Source organism: Rhizobium sp. Pop5 (assembly GCF_024721175.1).
In the GTDB taxonomy this organism is placed as follows: domain Bacteria; phylum Pseudomonadota; class Alphaproteobacteria; order Rhizobiales; family Rhizobiaceae; genus Rhizobium.
In genome coordinates this window covers 618,576-634,855 of sequence record NZ_CP099402.1, presented here as the reverse complement: position 1 = coordinate 634,855, position 16,280 = coordinate 618,576, and the positions used below count along the sequence as shown (strand labels likewise).

General features: G+C 58.3%; 14 protein-coding genes and 2 pseudogenes. 5 read left to right on the top strand and 11 right to left on the bottom strand.

Annotated features, from left to right (window positions below; translation table 11 throughout):
- Window positions 1-38: 38 nt before the first annotated feature.
- Genes NE852_RS30970 through NE852_RS30950 form a run of 5 tightly spaced genes read right to left on the bottom strand, consistent with a single transcriptional unit; the run spans window position 39 to window position 3,979 of the window.
- A complete protein-coding gene (locus tag NE852_RS30970) occupies window positions 39-1,034 on the bottom strand; it encodes a biotin-dependent carboxyltransferase family protein (RefSeq protein WP_258157011.1) in 996 nt (331 codons plus the stop codon).
- Entirely contained in the window at window positions 1,031-1,738 is a 708-nt protein-coding gene (gene pxpB, locus NE852_RS30965; RefSeq protein WP_258157010.1) for a 5-oxoprolinase subunit PxpB, read from the bottom strand. Before pxpB ends, NE852_RS30970 begins: the two co-directional genes overlap by 4 nt.
- Window positions 1,735-2,157 (bottom strand): acetyl-CoA carboxylase, encoded by a 423-nt coding sequence (locus NE852_RS30960; protein ID WP_258157009.1) that lies wholly within the window; start codon window positions 2,155-2,157, stop codon window positions 1,735-1,737. Before NE852_RS30960 ends, pxpB begins: the two co-directional genes overlap by 4 nt.
- Window positions 2,154-3,548, bottom strand: coding sequence for an acetyl-CoA carboxylase biotin carboxylase subunit (gene accC, locus NE852_RS30955; protein WP_258157008.1), 1,395 nt, complete (start codon window positions 3,546-3,548; stop codon window positions 2,154-2,156). Before accC ends, NE852_RS30960 begins: the two co-directional genes overlap by 4 nt.
- Entirely contained in the window at window positions 3,548-3,979 is a 432-nt protein-coding gene (locus tag NE852_RS30950; protein WP_008523187.1) for a biotin/lipoyl-containing protein, read from the bottom strand. The genes accC and NE852_RS30950 overlap by 1 nt, the downstream gene beginning before the upstream one ends.
- Before the next feature lie 388 nt (window positions 3,980-4,367).
- Between NE852_RS30950 and NE852_RS30945 the strand changes: the two are divergent.
- Window positions 4,368-5,159 (top strand): annotated as a pseudogene (locus NE852_RS30945) (transposase).
- Between the two features lie 28 nt (window positions 5,160-5,187).
- Window positions 5,188-5,436 (top strand): annotated as a pseudogene (locus NE852_RS30940) (integrase core domain-containing protein); the annotation flags it as partial.
- 81 nt (window positions 5,437-5,517) lie between these two features.
- Here NE852_RS30940 and NE852_RS30935 read toward each other — a convergent pair.
- The 6 genes from NE852_RS30935 to NE852_RS30910 form a co-directional block, all read right to left on the bottom strand.
- Entirely contained in the window at window positions 5,518-7,206 is a 1,689-nt protein-coding gene (locus NE852_RS30935) for a glycoside hydrolase family 32 protein (RefSeq protein ID WP_374992017.1), read from the bottom strand.
- Between the two features lie 167 nt (window positions 7,207-7,373).
- Window positions 7,374-8,729, bottom strand: a complete 1,356-nt coding sequence (locus tag NE852_RS30930; protein ID WP_258157199.1) for a NosD domain-containing protein — start codon at window positions 8,727-8,729, stop codon at window positions 7,374-7,376.
- Between the two features lie 66 nt (window positions 8,730-8,795).
- Window positions 8,796-9,938 (bottom strand): ABC transporter ATP-binding protein, encoded by a 1,143-nt coding sequence (locus NE852_RS30925; protein ID WP_008523163.1) that lies wholly within the window; start codon window positions 9,936-9,938, stop codon window positions 8,796-8,798.
- A 13-nt stretch (window positions 9,939-9,951) separates the two neighbouring features.
- A complete protein-coding gene (locus tag NE852_RS30920) occupies window positions 9,952-10,788 on the bottom strand; it encodes a carbohydrate ABC transporter permease (RefSeq protein WP_008523160.1) in 837 nt (278 codons plus the stop codon).
- On the bottom strand, window positions 10,781-11,662 hold the full coding sequence (locus NE852_RS30915) for a carbohydrate ABC transporter permease (protein ID WP_258157007.1): 882 nt from the start codon (window positions 11,660-11,662) through the stop codon (window positions 10,781-10,783). Before NE852_RS30915 ends, NE852_RS30920 begins: the two co-directional genes overlap by 8 nt.
- Before the next feature lie 68 nt (window positions 11,663-11,730).
- Window positions 11,731-12,990 carry a sugar ABC transporter substrate-binding protein gene (locus NE852_RS30910; RefSeq protein ID WP_008523157.1) on the bottom strand — a complete coding sequence of 420 codons (1,260 nt, stop codon included), beginning with the start codon at window positions 12,988-12,990 and terminating at the stop codon, window positions 11,731-11,733.
- A gap of 169 nt (window positions 12,991-13,159) precedes the next feature.
- Between NE852_RS30910 and NE852_RS30905 the strand changes: the two genes are divergently transcribed.
- The 3 genes from NE852_RS30905 to NE852_RS30895 all read left to right on the top strand — a co-directional run bounded on the left by NE852_RS30905 (window position 13,160) and on the right by NE852_RS30895 (window position 16,218).
- A complete protein-coding gene (locus NE852_RS30905; RefSeq protein ID WP_037170710.1) occupies window positions 13,160-14,179 on the top strand; it encodes a LacI family DNA-binding transcriptional regulator in 1,020 nt (339 codons plus the stop codon).
- Window positions 14,180-14,616: 437 nt separating this feature from the next.
- Window positions 14,617-15,120: a homoprotocatechuate degradation operon regulator HpaR gene (gene hpaR, locus NE852_RS30900; RefSeq protein WP_052034538.1), complete on the top strand. Its 504-nt coding sequence runs from the start codon at window positions 14,617-14,619 to the stop codon at window positions 15,118-15,120.
- Window positions 15,121-15,231: 111 nt separating this feature from the next.
- Complete coding sequence (locus NE852_RS30895; protein ID WP_258157005.1) at window positions 15,232-16,218, top strand: helix-turn-helix domain-containing protein; 987 nt, start codon at window positions 15,232-15,234, stop codon at window positions 16,216-16,218.
- Window positions 16,219-16,280 lie beyond the last annotated feature (62 nt).

Sequence of the window (16,280 nt, the reverse complement as noted above, 5' to 3'; positions counted from 1 at the left end):
CAGTTCCTCCTTTTGACGGCCGCTATCTTCTGGCCGATCTAGGCCATCGCCTTCAGGGCGCGCTTGACCAGCCCGCATGTCTCCCTCACATCGTCGACATAGCGGGCGACGGCCTGTTCCACCGCGCGCGCTTGCGCATGCGTCGAGCGGATGAATTTCAGGCGCGCGCCGATGCGGGCTTGGCCGAGCCGCCAGAGGTCGCATTCGATCACGCCGGCGATCTTCGGATAGCCGCCGGCCGTATTCGCATCGCTCATCTGCACGATCGGTTCGCCGCCGGGCGGAACCTGGATCACGCCGGGCACGACGCCGTGAGAGCGCATCTCGATGGAGGCGGTCGGCGTGATCGGCTCGCCGGACAGGCGGTAGCCCGTCCGGTCGCTGCGCGAGGAAATCCGCCAGGTCTGGCCCCAGAAGGCTTCGCCGTCTCCGGCAAAAAGATCGTTCTCGCCGGCAGGCAAGGCGCGGATCGGCAGCGCCCCATCGACGGGCGCCGGGAAGACGTCGCGCAGTGCCACGGCCGGCTCGAGGACCGCGAGGCCCATGGCCGGCAGCATGGTAATCTCCAAGTCCTCGCCGACCGCGATCCGATCATCCTTCGCCAGCGGCCGGCCGGCATTACCGCCAAAGCCGCCGCGCAGCGACGTGCTGCGCGACCCCATGACAACTGGAATGTCCAGCCCGCCGCCGAACGAAATATAGGCGCGCGCCAGCAGCGGGGGCTGCTTCAGTTCGAGAACCTGGCCGGGCTCTGCTGCATAGGCGCACCAGGGCATGAGTTCCGATCCATCGAGACGAGGATTGCCGTCGGCGCCGGTCACGGCAAAAACGGTGGGCTGTTCGAAGCGCAACCTGAACGGGAATGTCTGCACTTCGATCGCCGCGGCATTCTCGTCATTGCCGACGAGAATATTGCCGATCCTGACCGCGAGTGGATCCATCGCGCCGCTCGCCGACACGCCGATATCGCGATAGCCGGGACGTCCGAGATCCTGCACCGTGTTGAAAGGGCCGCTTTCGCAAATCTCGATCATAGCTCGATCCTTGCCGGCAGGAACCGCACCGTATCTCCGGGCGCCATCATGGCGGGGGTCGGCGACGTCGGGTCGAACATGTCAAGCGTCGCAAAACCGATGGAATTCCAGCCGTTCGGGCCAGTAAGCATGGCGACGCCGGTCTGCATGCCGCCGATGGTGACGCAGCCCTTCGGCATCTTCAGCGACGGCACGGTCTTTCGCGGCATGTAGATGCGCGGATCGAGCCCATGCAGATAGCCGAAACCTGGCGCACTGCCCAAGGCGAAGACACGGTAGGTCGCTTCGTGGTGAATGCGGACGGCTTCGCGGTCGCTTAAACCCGAGAGATCGCAAAGAGCGGGAAGATCGGTCGCATGTTCGCCGCCGTAATGGACGGGGATTTCGATGGTCTTGCCGTTGAGGTCGATGCTTTGCGCATCCTCCCATGCTTCCAGCAGCCTGGCGACCACCGCATCTGGATATTCGGGTGTCTCCTTGAATATCACCAGCAGGTTGGTCATTCCGGGAATGTCTTCGGCGATATCCGGCCAGCCTTTCACCGTTCGGGACAGAGCCCAGATCCGCCGTTGCGCGATGAGATCGAAATCGCCGGGCGCTTCGAGCAGGAAGGATCTGGAGCCGATCGCGGAAACCCGAGCCCGGCTTTGCGTGGCCGGAATGATTTCGCGTTGCGAGGCATGTCTGTTCGTCGTGACGATCATGATGGCAGCTCGATTTCGAACAGAGGGTCGCCGAAGCCGACCAGGGCGCCGGGCTCGGCAAGCAGCCTGGTCAAAACACCGGAAAGATCGGCGCGAAGGGGAAGAAGGACATGTCCTACCCTGATGAAGCCGAGAGTATCCGCGTCTGATACGGAGCGCGGCAGAGTTTGGGGCGTGGCGGCGGCGGGATGTTCGGCGCAGAAATGCCCCGCCAGCGGCGCCTTCACGACGGCCGGCGCGGAGCCGGAAGCGCGAGGTGTGGCGACCTGCGCGTTGATCGGGGCGCCGGGCGCCACTGAAATGACGATGCGAATCTGCCCGTCCGGCCGGGAGATTTCGATGCCCGCCACGCCGGCCGCCGTCAGTGCGTCGGTGAGGAATGCGATGATTGCGGGATCGCTGAAATCGATCGCGCTCATGCCGCCGCCCTCCGCAGCTTCAGCCACTGCTCGAGATAATGGATATCGGTCTCACCGCGCGCGAATGCGTGGTCCTCGAACAGGGCGCGCAGGAAGGGGATGTTGGTGGCGATGCCCTCGATCTCGGTGCCGGCAAGCGCCTCGCACATTCTTGCCATCGCTTTCGCCCGCGTCGGCGCATGAACGATCAGCTTGGCGATCAGCGAGTCGTAATAGGGTGAGACCCTGTAGCCGGGATGAATATGCGTATCGACCCGGATGCCCGGCCCCCGCGGCAAAGTCAGATGGGTGACGACACCTGCCGATGGCAGGAATGTGTCGGGATCTTCGGCATTGATGCGGCATTCGAAAGAGTGGCCTTCGCAGGCCACATCGCCCTGGGCGAGATCCAGAACGTTGCCTTGGGCCGCCTTTATCTGCGCCTGGACGATATCGACCCCGCTCGTCAGTTCGGTGACGGGATGTTCCACCTGAAGCCGCGTGTTCATTTCGATGAAATAGAAAGCGCCGTTCTCATAGAGGAATTCGAAGGTGCCGACGCCGCGGTAGCCGATCTGACGGCAGGCCTCGATGCAAGCCAGGCCGACCGGCTGGATGATATCGGGCGCGATTCCCGGGGCCGGCGCCTCCTCCACCACTTTCTGATGGCGGCGCTGCATCGAGCAATCCCGATGTCCGAGCCACACGGCGTTGCCGTGATCGTCGCAAAGAACCTGGATTTCGATATGGCGCGGATGCTCCAGGAATTTCTCTATGTAGACGGCGCGTGAGCCGAAGGCCTTGCGCGCCTCTTCTCGCGTCATTGCGATCGCTTCATGCAGCTGATCGGCCCTCAGCACGACGCGCATGCCGCGTCCGCCACCGCCGCTGGACGCCTTGACGATGACGGGATAGCCGATTTCCAACGCGATGTGCTCGATTGTGGCCGGGTCGTCGGGCAGCGCGCTATCGGGACCGGGAACGCAGGGGACGCCGGCTGCCATCATCGCCCGCTTCGCCGCGATCTTGTCGCCCATGGTCGCGATCGATGAAGCCGTCGGGCCGATGAAGACCAGCTCGGCCTTCTCAACGGCGTCGGCGAATGCGGCGTTCTCAGACAGAAAACCGTAGCCGGGATGGATGGCGCCCGCGCCGGTCAGGCGTGCGGCGAGAAGAATGGCATCCTGATTGAGATAGCTCTTGCCCGCAGCCGCTGGGCCGATGCAGAGAAAATTGTCTGCGGTCTTGATATAAGACGCTTGCCTGTCCGCCTCGGAGCAGACGGCGACCGTCTTCAGGCCGAGTTCGCGGCAGGCGCGCTGAACCCGGGCGGCGATCTCGCCGCGATTGGCGATGAGGACCGTATCGAAACGGCGTCCTGAGGCAGCGGATTGTTCCAATGTTTTCGGCATCAGGCGATCTCCGCGAGCAGATCGCCGGTCTCGACCTCGCCATTGTCGATTTCGGTCAGGCGCGTGATGCGCCCGGACCGCGGCGCGGCGATCGTATTGTAGACCTTCATCGCCTCGATGATGAAAAGGGTCTGCCCCTCCTCCACCGCGTCGCCGATCGCGACGAACGGCGGCTCGCCGGGCGCAGGCGCCCGGTGCAGAACGCCGAAGACGGGCGCCTTCACCGCATGGGCGGTTTTCTCGATGCTCGAAGGTGCATCGGAGACGGGATCTGTCGTCGATTCCGGCTTTTGCGGGGGCACGGCAACAGCCGCGTCTGCCGGCGACCTGCGGAAAATCCGAACCGTCACGTCCTTTTCCGTCACGGTCAGCTCGGTAATATTCGATCGTCCGACAAAGTCGATCAGCGTCTTGATCTTCGAGAGGTCCATGTGCGTGCTCGGAATTTCAAAATTCCACCGCGCAGACCTGAAGTTTCACGTCGCCCGGTGTCGTGATTTTCCGTAGCACGAGGCGCAGGCTGATGGGGTCAGACGAAGTTTTGATGGAGTGCAGTCGGCCCTGCAAAAACGCGTCGCCGAACGTTTGCGAATTGCCCTGAGCGACAGGCGTGGACCCACGATGAGATCAGGGTGAAGACGCGGGATTTCAAATAGAGTGAAATTGAAGGATCGCCGGTTCGATTCTCTTCAAGGCTCGATTATGCGTCGCTTAAGGCGGCTTACTTTAGCTCTGTCCTTGATCGGCGCTGCCGGTCCCTTGAATAGCCCCGAGATTTGTAGACGCCTTCTTTCCTAATTTTGAGGCAAGAAGAGCATCATGAGCAAATCGAATTTCAGCGAAGAGTTTAAGCGTGACGCGGTGGTGCGCCAGATCACGGAGCGAGGCTAACCGGTTGCGGAGGTTTCGCAGCGTCTCGGCGTCAGCCAGCATTCGCTCTACGAATGGAAGAAGAAGTTTGTTGGGTCGAACGCCAAGGGCAACGACGAGGCCGATGAGATCAGGCGGCTGAAGAAGGAACTGGCTCGCGTCACCGAGGAGCGAGATATCGTAAAAAAAGCCGCCGCGTATTTTGCCAGGGATGCAAAGTGAAGTACGCGTTCATTGCCCTGCATCGCTTGCAATTCTCGGTGCGGACGATGTGCCGTCTTCTGCGGGTTCATCCCGGTGGATTTTACACCTGGCTGAAGAACCCGCTGAGCAGGCGAGCCAACGAGGACAAGCGACAGACCGATCTGCTCCTGAAGGCGTGGGAAGAGAGCGGCAAGGTCTACGGTTATCGCAAGCTGGAGGCGCAAGCCGAAGAACCAGGTGCTGATCCACTCGGACCAGGGCTCGCAGTTCACCAGCATGGATTGGGCTTCGTTCCTGAAACACCACAATCTGGTTCACTCGATGAGCCGACGCGGCAACTGCCATGACAATGCGGTGGCCGAGAGCTTCTTCAATCTTCTGAAGCGAGAGCGGATACGTCGCAAGGTCTACCGTTCACGCGATGAAGCTCGCCAGGACGTGTTCGACTACATAGAAATGTTCTACAACCCGAAACGCAAACACGTCAGGAACCGGATGCTGTCACCCGTCGAGTTCGAGAAGCAGCAGAAAATCTAACCCGAGAGTGTCTACGAAACTCGGGGCTATTCAGATCAAGTATTCGGAGCGACTGGCCGAGGCAGGCATCGAGCCTTCGGTCGGAAGCGTTGGCGATTCTTACGACAACGCGCTCGCCGAAACGATGAACGGTCTCTCCAAGGCCGAGGTCATTCATCGGCGCGGACCATGGCGGAGCTTCGAAGCGGTTGAATTCGCCACCCTCGAATGGGTCGATTGGTTCAACCATCGACGGCTCCTGGAGCCCATCGGAAACATTCCGCCAGCCGAAGCCTAGGAGCAGTATTACGCCATGCTGGACGAACCAGCCATGGCTGCATAACTTAAACCAAACGGCCTCCGGCAAACCTGGCGCGGTTCATTTCGAATGCCTTTCAAATACCTGCGCAAATGCAGAGGTTGAGATCTCCAGTCGATCGGGTTCGATATTTGCGTAACCGCGGCGGGTTCCGCAGACTGCTCCACCGTCGGCGAAAATCTCGACGATTCCGCGGTCATGAAACAGACGAAGGTCCTTCCCGCCGCTGAGATCCGCCACGTATTGAATGGAGCCATCGTCCTGGGCGAGCCGGATCGAAAGGACGCCATCGGCGATGCTCACCGCGAAGGCAAGTTCGCCACTATTCGTCGCAACAAGCTTGCTGCCCTGCAACAGTCCGGAAAGCCGAATTTCGAACGGACCGCTCGGCAGCGAATAAACACCACTTTGGTTCTGGGCGACGGGGATGGCGGCATAGTGCTCGTCGACCTCGATCGCCGGCAGCATGCACATCTTCTTCTTGTCTTCACTGAGACTTAGAACACGGGGCAGAGACATTTCGCCGGAATAGGCTGAACCGTCCGGCTTGCGGTATTCCCAGTTGAAAAGCCATGCAAAGGCGATCTGACGCCCTTCCGCTTCGAAACTCTGCATTGCGTAATAGTCCGTCCCGAAATCCAGCAATTGCAGCTCGGGTGTATCTGGCGCGAAACGATCGTCGACAAACTCGCCGATCAGGGCGTAGAGGAGATTGTGGCGCCGTGTCGTTGGTTCGACATGGCCCACAAAGCCCATGACCAACACCCACTTATCCCCCAAGCGGAAGAAGTCAGGGCATTCCACTGCACGGGCGCCTTCTTCGCGGAAATTGGTGGACGCACGGTAGAGCGGCCCCAGATAGTGCCATTCAAGTCCATCGTTTGAGCCATAAAGCAGCACCGCCGGGTCACCATCAACTGATGCGCCAAGGATCATCCGATAGGCATTGGCTGTTTCGTCCCACCAGACTTTGGGATCTCGGAAATCATGCTCCACACCTTCCGGACGAATCTCCAGCACGGTTGTGATCCGCTCGGCCTTTATAAGGTCGTGGCCGGGTTCGGCGATCTTCTGGACTTCGCGATAACCGCTGAAGAGATCGTAGGCGGGCAAGCGCTCCGTGTAATAGAACTTTACCTTCCCGCCCCGATCGCTGAACGCGCTCCCTGAGAACGCGCCACCGGTCGCACCGAGGCGCGCGAGGTTCTGTTCAGGTTGTAAGAAGACCGGCATATGTAGCCACGCACATAGGTCGCGGCTGGTGGCATGCCCCCAATGCATCGGCCCCCAATCCGGCCCGCCTGGATGGAACTGATAGAACAGATGCCAGATATCGCCGATCTTGCACAACCCGTTGGGGTCATTCATCCAGTTTTTCGGTGGGGAGAAATGCAGACGCGGGCGTCGCGGGTCGGAAGCGCACCAGGCATCAATCTCGGGTCCTGTGCGCTCGATGAGTTGTTCTCCGAATTCCAGAACGGTGATTCCGGTATCCGAGACTGACAGCGGATTGTAAGCATAGGCCCAGGTGAATTCCGTTACGCCTTCATCCCATTCGAACTCCACCTCGCACGTCTCACGATGATGGTAGCTGTAGAACTCCGAAAACTCCGAGAAGCGTTTCACCGCCCATAGGACCTGCTCGCCTTGCCGAATCAGGAACGGGAATTCGTCCGCATTTCTGTCGACCGCTCGTGCCCAAAACTCAATGCGAGTGCCCAGCTCAAGCAGCCGTCGTTGTGTACGCACACTGTCTCTCCTTGCAGTGAATTTTCGAAGTCAATGAAAATCAATCGAAACACTTCGTCTGGCGACGGCATTGCTCTCCCGAGCGAGCTCGCTTTCCATTGGAGTCAGTGCAAACGCCAACTCGAAGGGTCCCGGAAGGGCTGGCTGACATGTGTTGAGCTTTGATATTACTGTTCAAAAGACGGCGTGGCCCTAAAGGCATTCAAAGCTCTGTTCATCTCAACCTGGTGGTCATAACCTGAATCCAGGATCGTGTTCCCCATCGATCGCTCTTGCACCAATACTGCCGTTACTGCGAGCGGCTTCAAATTGCTTGTGGAAAGCAACGCGCTCACTTGTGTTGAAAAGCAGGCACTGTTCGGCGCATCATCGACTTGCGATATTTCGGTTGTCGCCACAATGTGATTATTGGCAATGTAATTGCCGCTGCCGGAAACCACGTTGATTATCACGGGATTGACTGCGGACGGCCTAATATATTGCGTATCTATTGTTTCCGAAATGTGGTTCGCGATGAGTGAATTGTTGCTGCCGTCAATTCGCAAGAGTCCGAACAGATCATCCAGGCCGTTGTCGTACTTCTGCATGGGCGCCCATGGTTCGTGATCGCGCAGAAAGTGATTTGAGGAGACCAAATTCTCGCAGCAGTTCGCATCAAAAACCAACATTCCGGGATAAAAGGAGTGAAATCTATTTCCCGTGACCGAGGAACGCACCACGCCGGAAAAATAGACACTGCTTGCTCCTCGAGGGAATACGTTATTTGAGGATATTAGAATGCCCGCATAGTTTTCGGCATAAATGGAATGGCCTTTATATCCAGCTCCGACGAAATTATTCGCGATTCTCGATGCCTGCCCCATGCCTTTCAATTCGATACAGTTGCCGCACTCCGCGATGAAATTGCTATCTATCGCGAGCGCATCTGCATCGTGAACAGTAACTCCATGTTCCAGATAGATGAGGCCCATCCCGCTAATTCGGAATGAGTCACTGGCGCTACCGACATAGATCCCCGTCTTGCCATTCACGTATGTATTTTCTGGTTCATTCGACCCCAAGTCATCGTCAACGAAATGCAGGCCATCGATGCAAAAGTCAGCGAATTCCACTGAGCTTAGACGAGGATTTCCGCTGCGCTTGACATAAAACGCGGCTCCAGCTCCCTCATCGTCGGCGCCAGTTGAAGAAGTGTCCACAAGGACGCGACTTCCCCCCGGCCACCGCTCGTGCCAGTGTGCGAGCTCGGCTTCGGGTGTGTTGAAACGGATGCTCGAAGACGTAAAACCATGTCCAGAGCCAACAATTTTCAGGTAGCTGACGTCTATGACGACTTGCGTGACCAGACGATAATCGCCTGGCGGTATATAGATCACTGCTCCAGGTTTTCCGCCGTCATTTAGATCGGCAGCCGGTTGCCTGCTTTTTATATCCGCAATGATGCTGTTGATGACCGCGCCGATATCCTCATAGGGGCTCCCGACGGGAAAGTTCGTTACGTCGTAATAGTTTTCGCTAACTATCGTTCGTTGGAGGCGACTGGGGGCGATGGATCGGCTGGTCATTCTTGTTTTCTCCTGGCTATGCCATCACCAGATGCTGGTGCGGGTGTCCGGTTCAAAGAAGTGAAGTTCTTCGGCATCGACAGCGATGCGCGCGATGTCACCGGCGCGCACTGTGCTCTTCGGAGAGAAGCGGGCCACAGCCGCTTTTTCGTCGCCGATGTCGGCGATGGCGTCCGGGTCGCCAGCATCCACCCATGGTGCATCGATATTCAGATGCACCATGGATTCAGAACCTAGCGCCTCGACAAGAGTGGCCGGGGCCGAGAACTCTGCCGAAGAGGGCCGGATTGCGGCATCGTTCATGTGCTCAGGCCGGATACCGACAATGATCTGACGGTTAGACGCACCCTTCAGCGACGGGCGGTATTCGAAAACCCGATCGGGGATCTCGAAACTGTTGCTGCCGAGGGTCAGTGTCCTTCCGTTCAGGGCCGCCTCGTACAAGTTCATCGAAGGCGACCCGATGAAGGCAGCGACAAAGACATTGTCAGGGCGATTGTAGAGGTTTTGCGGCGTGTCGACCTGCTGCAGCACGCCGCCCTTCATGACGGCTACGCGGTCCCCCATCGTCATCGCCTCGACCTGGTCGTGGGTCACATAGATCGTCGTGACATTCAGTTTTCTTTGCAGGCTGGCGATCTCGGCGCGCATTTGCACTCGCAGCTTGGCATCCAGATTCGACAACGGTTCATCCATCAGGAAGGCCGCTGGTTTGCGGACGATCGCTCGTCCCATCGCGACACGCTGACGCTGGCCTCCTGAAAGGAGTGCCGGCCTGCGGTCGAGCAAAGTCGTCAATTCGAGGATGCGTGCGGCTTCGTCTACGCGGCCGGCAATCTCGGCGTTGGGCAGCCTGGCCATCTGCAGGGGGAAGGCTATATTTTCTCGGACCGTCTTATGAGGATAAAGCGCGTAGGATTGGAACACCATGGCGATGTCGCGATCCTTGGGATCGACATGATTGACAACCCTGTCGCCGATCCTGAGTTCGCCGCTGGAAATACTCTCCAGGCCGGCGATCATCCGGAGCGCCGTCGACTTTCCGCAACCCGACGGGCCGACGAACACCATGAACTCGCCGTCCCTGATATCGAAGTTAAGGTCGTGGAGGGCGTGAAAGTTGTTGCCGTAGACCTTATTGATATTCCGCAGCTCTATGCCGGCCATGCTTCTGTCTCCCTCATCCCTTTACGGCGCCGAATGTCAGGCCGCCGACGATCTGCTTTTGAAGTGCGAGCGTTACGACGATCACGGGGAGCGAATAGAGCACCGCGGCTGCGGTCATCGCACCCCAGGCAAGCCCGTAGACCGAATTGTATTCCGCGATGACGATCGGCGCCGTTTTCGTGGCCTCCGATGTCAGCAGCAATGCATAGAGGAACTCGTTCCAGCTCGTGATGAAGGTAAAGAGCGCAGTCACCGCGATCCCACCGGTCATCACCGGAAGGATGATCTTCCAGAATGCCTGGAAACGTGTGCAGCCATCCATGCGTGCTGCTTCTTCGAGTTCCCTAGGCACACCTTCGAAGAAGGCCGACATCAGCAATAGTGCAAGTGGCACCGCGGCCGACGTATGGGCGAGAACCAGGCCGGGGACCGTATCGAGTAGGCCCAGAGACTTTAAAAGCTGGAACAATGGCACACCCAATGACACCGATGGCACCATGCGTGTGACCAGTGCAAAGAGCAGGAAGAGGGTCGTGATTCTGCGCCGGTACTGTGTTGCGACATAAGCGGCGGGAACAGCGACCACCAGCGAAAGTGCCGTGGTCAGCACTGCCACGGTGAGAGAGTTGAAGAAGGCTTTCGGCAAGGTCGATGACCGCAGGACCTCGCGAAAATTTTCGAACGACAGAACGGCCGGAAAGAAGCTCGGCGGGATCTGCTGGACATCGGCCGCCGGTTTGAGGGAGGTCATGAGCAAATACAGGTAAGGCAGGGCGTACGACAGCACGAGCACGAGAGCCGCCGCGTTTATCAATACCCCACTGAAATTGAGGGGGCGGGCGTTATGCATGGACCGGCCTCCAGATTTTCCAATAGGCGAGGGCGGCCAGAAGCATCATGACGATGAGGAACAGGGTGCCGGACGCGGACGCTTCCCCGAGATCACCGAAACGAACCATGCGCTGGTAGATGTTCATCGAGAACACTTCCGAGGCATGGCGGGGACCACCCTGGGTCTGTATCCAGATCAGATCGAAAGTCTTGGCGGCATCCACGCCGCGGACGATGACCACCACGGCGATCACCGGGCGCATCAGCGGCAATGTCACATGCCAGAAGCGCCTGAACGCGTTCGCACCGTCGATCGTTGCCGCTTCCAGTAGATCCTTCGGAATGTTCGTCAACCCGGCATAGGACACGAGGGCGACAAAAGAGGTGGTCAGCCAGATGTCGGCGAAGGAAACGGAGTAAATGACGATATCTTCGTTGGACAACCAGGCGATAGCGCTAGGATCGCTGATGACCCCCAGGCGAGCGAGCCCATAATTCAGGATGCCGATGTTGCCGACCAGCAGAAACCGCCAAAGCAGACCAGCGACGATGGGCGGGACCATCAACGGCAGGGCGAAGAGCGTGCGGTGCCACCGCGACTCTCCAGCCATGGCCGAAAACAATAGCGCGGCACAAAAACCGAAAGTGAACTCGAAGAACAACGCAAAGACCGAATACTGAGCGGTTCTCAACGCGCTCTCCGCGACCCGTGCCGACGTCAACGCGTCGACATAGTTCTGCATCCCGACCCACTCGCGTATATGGGGCGTAATCGTATCGACCTTGAAAAAGGAATCGAATATCAAGAGTCCCACCGGGTATGCGACCAGCAACCCGAGGATCGCCGCCGCGGGCGCAAGCATGCAAAGCACAAATCGGTCTTCGCCCGACATGGCCGTCTCCAAGAGATGATATCGCGGGCGACAGTTCATCCTCCCGCGATGTTGAGGTAAATATCGGATTAGTTGAGAATGTCCTCAATCGTCTCCTTGGCTTCCTGCAGCAGTTCTCCGACGTCTGCCTTGCAGGTCAGCGCTTCTTGCACAGCGGGCAGAACGGCTTCGTCGACGATTTCCTGATATTTCTCGGCGGCCGGCCGGCCTTGTGTCGCCGGCGCGCCCAGCGTCTCGAGAAGCGGGGCGAAGTGCTCATAACCAGGCTTGCCGGAATAGCCGCGATAGGCGGAATTCGTTGCGGCAAGGCCGAGTGGGGCTTCGATACCCAGGGCGTTGTTCGCGATCGCGAAAGCGATGAATTTCTTTGCCGCATCCTTGTGCTGGGAGTTGAAGGGGACGACGTTGTACCAGGGGCCTGGAATAGCAGCGATTCCGGCGTCGCCGGCCAGCATCGGCACGACGCCGACCTTGCCGCTGACCTTCGAATCTGCGGGCGTCATCTTATAGGCGTGCGCCCAGAACTTCATCATGGCCGTCTTGCCCTGGTAGAATAGGTTCTGCGCCTCACCCCAGCCGATTTCATTGACGTTTTCAGGAACGGAATGATCGGTGCAGTGCGGCGCAATGTAGAATTCGAGCGCCTTCTTATGGGCATCATTGTCGATGATGACCTTGCCGTCCTTGTCGAGTATTACGCCGGGCGAGCCCGCTTGGAGCACGTGCGTCATCCATTCCTCTGAGAAGGTGCCAATGGTGTCGGTACCCCAGAAATCGATCTTGCCGTCACCATCCGTGTCACGCGTGAAGAATTTCGCGATGTCGCGCCACTGCTGCCATGTCTTGGGAGGAGCGAGCGGGTAGCCATACTTCGCCTGAAACGCTTCCTTCTCCTCCGGCTTATCAAAGAGATCTTTGCGATAGAAGACGATCTCGGCATTCGCCCAGGCTGGCATGCCAATCACTTTGCCACCGACTTTCGCGTCTGCCAGCAGGGCCGGCGGCAAGTCCGCCCGAATTGCATCGGTGTAAAGAGATGAGATGTCTTCGACGTGGCTCGCAAATTTCGCGTTCCAGACGACATCGATAGTGACGACATCGAACGCCGAGGAGCCGGAGGCGATTTCGGCCGAGAACTTATCAAAGACACCTTGGTAGGGAACGACGGTGAAGTTCACCTCTACTCCGGTCTCCGCGGTGAACTTTTCGGCGACTGCCTTTTGCAGCATCTCGCCGCCGCCTTCCACCAAAATATTGATGGTCTCGGCTTTGGTAGGGGCCGCCATGAGAACAAGCGCAAGCGCGCTAGCACAAACCAGTTTCGTCATCGATTCCTCCCTTGCTGACGGGCGCTTGCGCCAGCGCCTTGATCGGAAGGACCATAATCGCCGTATGACGACGTTGTCAATGCGCATTGTCGACGTTGTCAGAAAAATATGTCGACGTTGTCATATAACTTGTTTAGAAGAGATGCCGAGCAGGGAGATGGGCGGGGCCATGGTCAGCATTGTCAGCGTCGCGAAAGCGGCCGGGGTTTCCAACAAGACAGTTTCACGGGTCATCAACGGTGAGCCTTATGTGACTGAGGAAACCCGGGAGAGAGTGGAAAAGGCTATCCGCGACCTCGGTTATATCCCAAACATGGCAGCGCGCCTCATCCGTTCGAGCCGCTCCAACACCTTCGGCATTATCACCGATTATGTGTCTACCACACCCTATTCGGTCGACATCGTGCGGGGGATACAAGATTGGGCAAATGCGAACGGCAAGACCATCCTCATGGCAAATACTGGCGGCTCTTCCGAGAGAGAGGCCGAAGTCTGGAAGATGTTCCAGTCCCACCGGATTGACGGGGTTCTTTATGTGACAATGTACCGTCGCACCGTGGATCCTGAGGCAGCCGATGTCCACATTCCGACCGTGATGATCAACTGCGGGCCTCGTACGAACGAACTGTTCCCGTCGATCGAGCCTGATGACTATCAGGGCGCGCAAGATCTTACGCGCTATCTGCTTGACAGGGGTCATCGAAAGATCGGCTACATCCGCCTCAATCCCGTTTTGATGGGTGCGCGACTTCGCCTCGATGCCTTCCGTAAAACCGCTGGAGACTTTGGCGTTGCTGAAAGCGACCTGAGTATCCGTCTCGGCATGGAAGGCTCGGTTGGAGCGGAGAAGAACTACGTTTTTGCGGTTGCGACCGAGATGTTAAAACAAAAGGATCGACCGACCGCGATTATGGGCGGCAATGACGAGATGACGATCCAAATCTACATCGCGGCAATGGCATTGGGTCTCCGCATCCCTGAGGATGTCAGCATTGTCGGCTTTGACGATTTCCGGACGGTTTCCCTCGCGCTGAAGCCGCAACTGACCACTGCCGCCTTGCCGTACTACGATTTAGGTCGGGAAGGGGCGGAATTGCTGAATAGCGTGGCGGCGGGAAACAAGCCACGTCCGAGCAGTCGTGTTGTGCCCTGTAAACTGGTGGAGCGAACTTCGGTGCGATCGTTGTAACCTGGTCTGGAGAAGCAGGAGCACTTAGAACAGCGATCAAGACGTATTCAGGCCAAAAGCGAAAGCCTACCTGCCGAATAAAGTTACCATGAGTACCACTCGATCGGAAACGCTGGGCCGACGGATCGATCCCCATCAAGGCGAAGGACAATAAGTATGTCAGACATAGCGCTCTTTCAGCTCAGGACCCATTAAGCAGCGAAGGGGCACTAAAGGCGAAAACGGTTCGGCGCGTCATTTCTTTCTCCGAACGGATGAGCGGCGAATTCTTCGAACGGATCCTCAATCGCTTTCGACGAGAGGCGTAAGCTTCGTGGTTCGAGGAGGGGAAAGGCTTGTGCTTGGTCGTTGCCGTGTTAACTAGTTGTCCTATGATTTTCGTCGCTGCTTCAGCTTCGCGAAGAATCATATTGAACGATTGCGTAATCGGGACCCGCATGAAGAATTCAGAGCAGGATAAAGTCGAAATGCCCTCCGCGCAGGAGCGCCGTTCGCCACAGGAACGTCGGAGGTCCCTTGCGATCGGACTTTTGCGTGCGCGTGAAGCGGTGATGAGCCATTTTCGGCCGATCCTGGCGGCGCATAACGTGACGGAGCAGCAGTGGCGGGTCATCCGCGTGCTGTCCGAAGAGGGAACGGTCGATGCAAGCGAAGTGGCGGACAAGGCCTCGATCCTGGCGCCGAGCCTGACGCGCATGATCCGCTCGCTCGAAGAGCGCGGCTTCATCACCAAGCATAAGGACAAGGCGGACGGCCGGCGGGTGCTGTTGCGGATTACGCCCGCGGGGCGAGAAATGGTCGACGAGGTCATGCCGGAGAGCCTGAAGGTCTATGCCAATATCGGCGCACGCTTCGGTGCGCAGCGGGTCGAGCAACTGTTGGATATGCTGGACGAACTGACGGCGCTGAGGCTCGAAGGCGCGACCAGCGGTGAGGAGTGACGGCTTTCAGTCCGTGTACAAATGCGCTTGATTAATGTGTTAAATATATAATTGACGGCCAGCCCGGCCTGCGGCAGTCTTCACCTATGTTGACACTGTTGGGAGGCAGAGTTGGACCTGTTGCAGAACCGCAGTCTGGTGGATCGAAGCTGGACACCGACGCCTTATGATCAATGGGCGGACGACCTTCACAATATCTGCGGAAATTTCAACGCGCACACGATGGAGCGCGGCGACAAGGTCATCGGCACGGCGCGCCGCATCGACGTGTGCGGCATGGAATTTGCCCATGTCTCCAACGATCTCGATTATATCCATCGCGACTGGAACGACATTCGCCGCGATGCCCACGAGCATCTGTTCCTGATCCTGCAGCTCGAGGGCACCTGTGGGGTGGAGCATTCCGGTCAGCAGAACATCCTGGACGTCGGCGAATGCATTCTGGTGGATTTGACCCGTCCGACGACCTTCTATTTCCGCGGCCATTTTTCCAATCATCTGTCCCTGCATTTGCCGCGACAACTGATGTATTCGGAAAGCAAGGTGGATTTCGACGTGGCCCGCAAGCTTGCGGCCGGCGATCCGATGGCGATAATGCTGCGCGCGCTGATCGCCAAGATGATGACCACGCCGGCATGCGAGGCGCCTTCACCGCATCTGCGCCAGTTGATGTTCGACACGACGCGTCAGGCGTTTCTGTCGACCGGCATCCAGACAGTAAGCCTGAATTCGTTGCACGACAGTGCGGGCAAGCGCATGCAGCTGGTCGATATTCTGATCGACAGACACCTGACCGACAGCGATCTCAGCGCCAGGTGGCTGGCGACGAGACTCGGCGTATCGATCCGCACCCTGCAGCAGGATTTTCAGGGAATGGGCATCACCTGCACCACCGTCATTCGCGATAAGCGCTTGCGGCTGGCGCGTGAGAAGATCGAGCAATTGAAGGAGAAGCGCAACGCCGCGACCATCGCCGAAGTCGCCTATTCGGCCGGCTTCAACGACATTTCCTATTTCAACCGCAGCTTCAAGGAGCTGTTCGATTGTGCGCCGAGCGAGCTGCTTCGCGCCGGCGAACCGGTGCTGAAGGTGAGCTGAAGCGCAATCTGCGCTTCCGTCCAAGACGAGGCGCGTTTCTCCCCAAGACGGTGCTTCCAGCC

Bases quoted from the DNA above. Each gene is read 5' to 3' on its own strand.
- NE852_RS30950 (WP_008523187.1), bottom strand. From the start codon at position 3,979: ATGGACCTCTCGAAGATCAAGACGCTGATCGACTTTGTCGGACGATCG.
- NE852_RS30905 (WP_037170710.1), top strand. From the start codon at position 13,160: ATGGTCAGCATTGTCAGCGTCGCGAAAGCGGCCGGGGTTTCCAACAAG.
- NE852_RS30910 (WP_008523157.1), bottom strand. From the start codon at position 12,990: ATGACGAAACTGGTTTGTGCTAGCGCGCTTGCGCTTGTTCTCATGGCG.
- accC (WP_258157008.1), bottom strand. From the start codon at position 3,548: ATGCCGAAAACATTGGAACAATCCGCTGCCTCAGGACGCCGTTTCGAT.
- hpaR (WP_052034538.1), top strand. From the start codon at position 14,617: ATGAAGAATTCAGAGCAGGATAAAGTCGAAATGCCCTCCGCGCAGGAG.
- NE852_RS30920 (WP_008523160.1), bottom strand. From the start codon at position 10,788: ATGCATAACGCCCGCCCCCTCAATTTCAGTGGGGTATTGATAAACGCG.
- pxpB (WP_258157010.1), bottom strand. From the start codon at position 1,738: ATGATCGTCACGACGAACAGACATGCCTCGCAACGCGAAATCATTCCG.
- NE852_RS30915 (WP_258157007.1), bottom strand. From the start codon at position 11,662: ATGTCGGGCGAAGACCGATTTGTGCTTTGCATGCTTGCGCCCGCGGCG.
- NE852_RS30925 (WP_008523163.1), bottom strand. From the start codon at position 9,938: ATGGCCGGCATAGAGCTGCGGAATATCAATAAGGTCTACGGCAACAAC.
- NE852_RS30970 (WP_258157011.1), bottom strand. From the start codon at position 1,034: ATGATCGAGATTTGCGAAAGCGGCCCTTTCAACACGGTGCAGGATCTC.
- NE852_RS30960 (WP_258157009.1), bottom strand. From the start codon at position 2,157: ATGAGCGCGATCGATTTCAGCGATCCCGCAATCATCGCATTCCTCACC.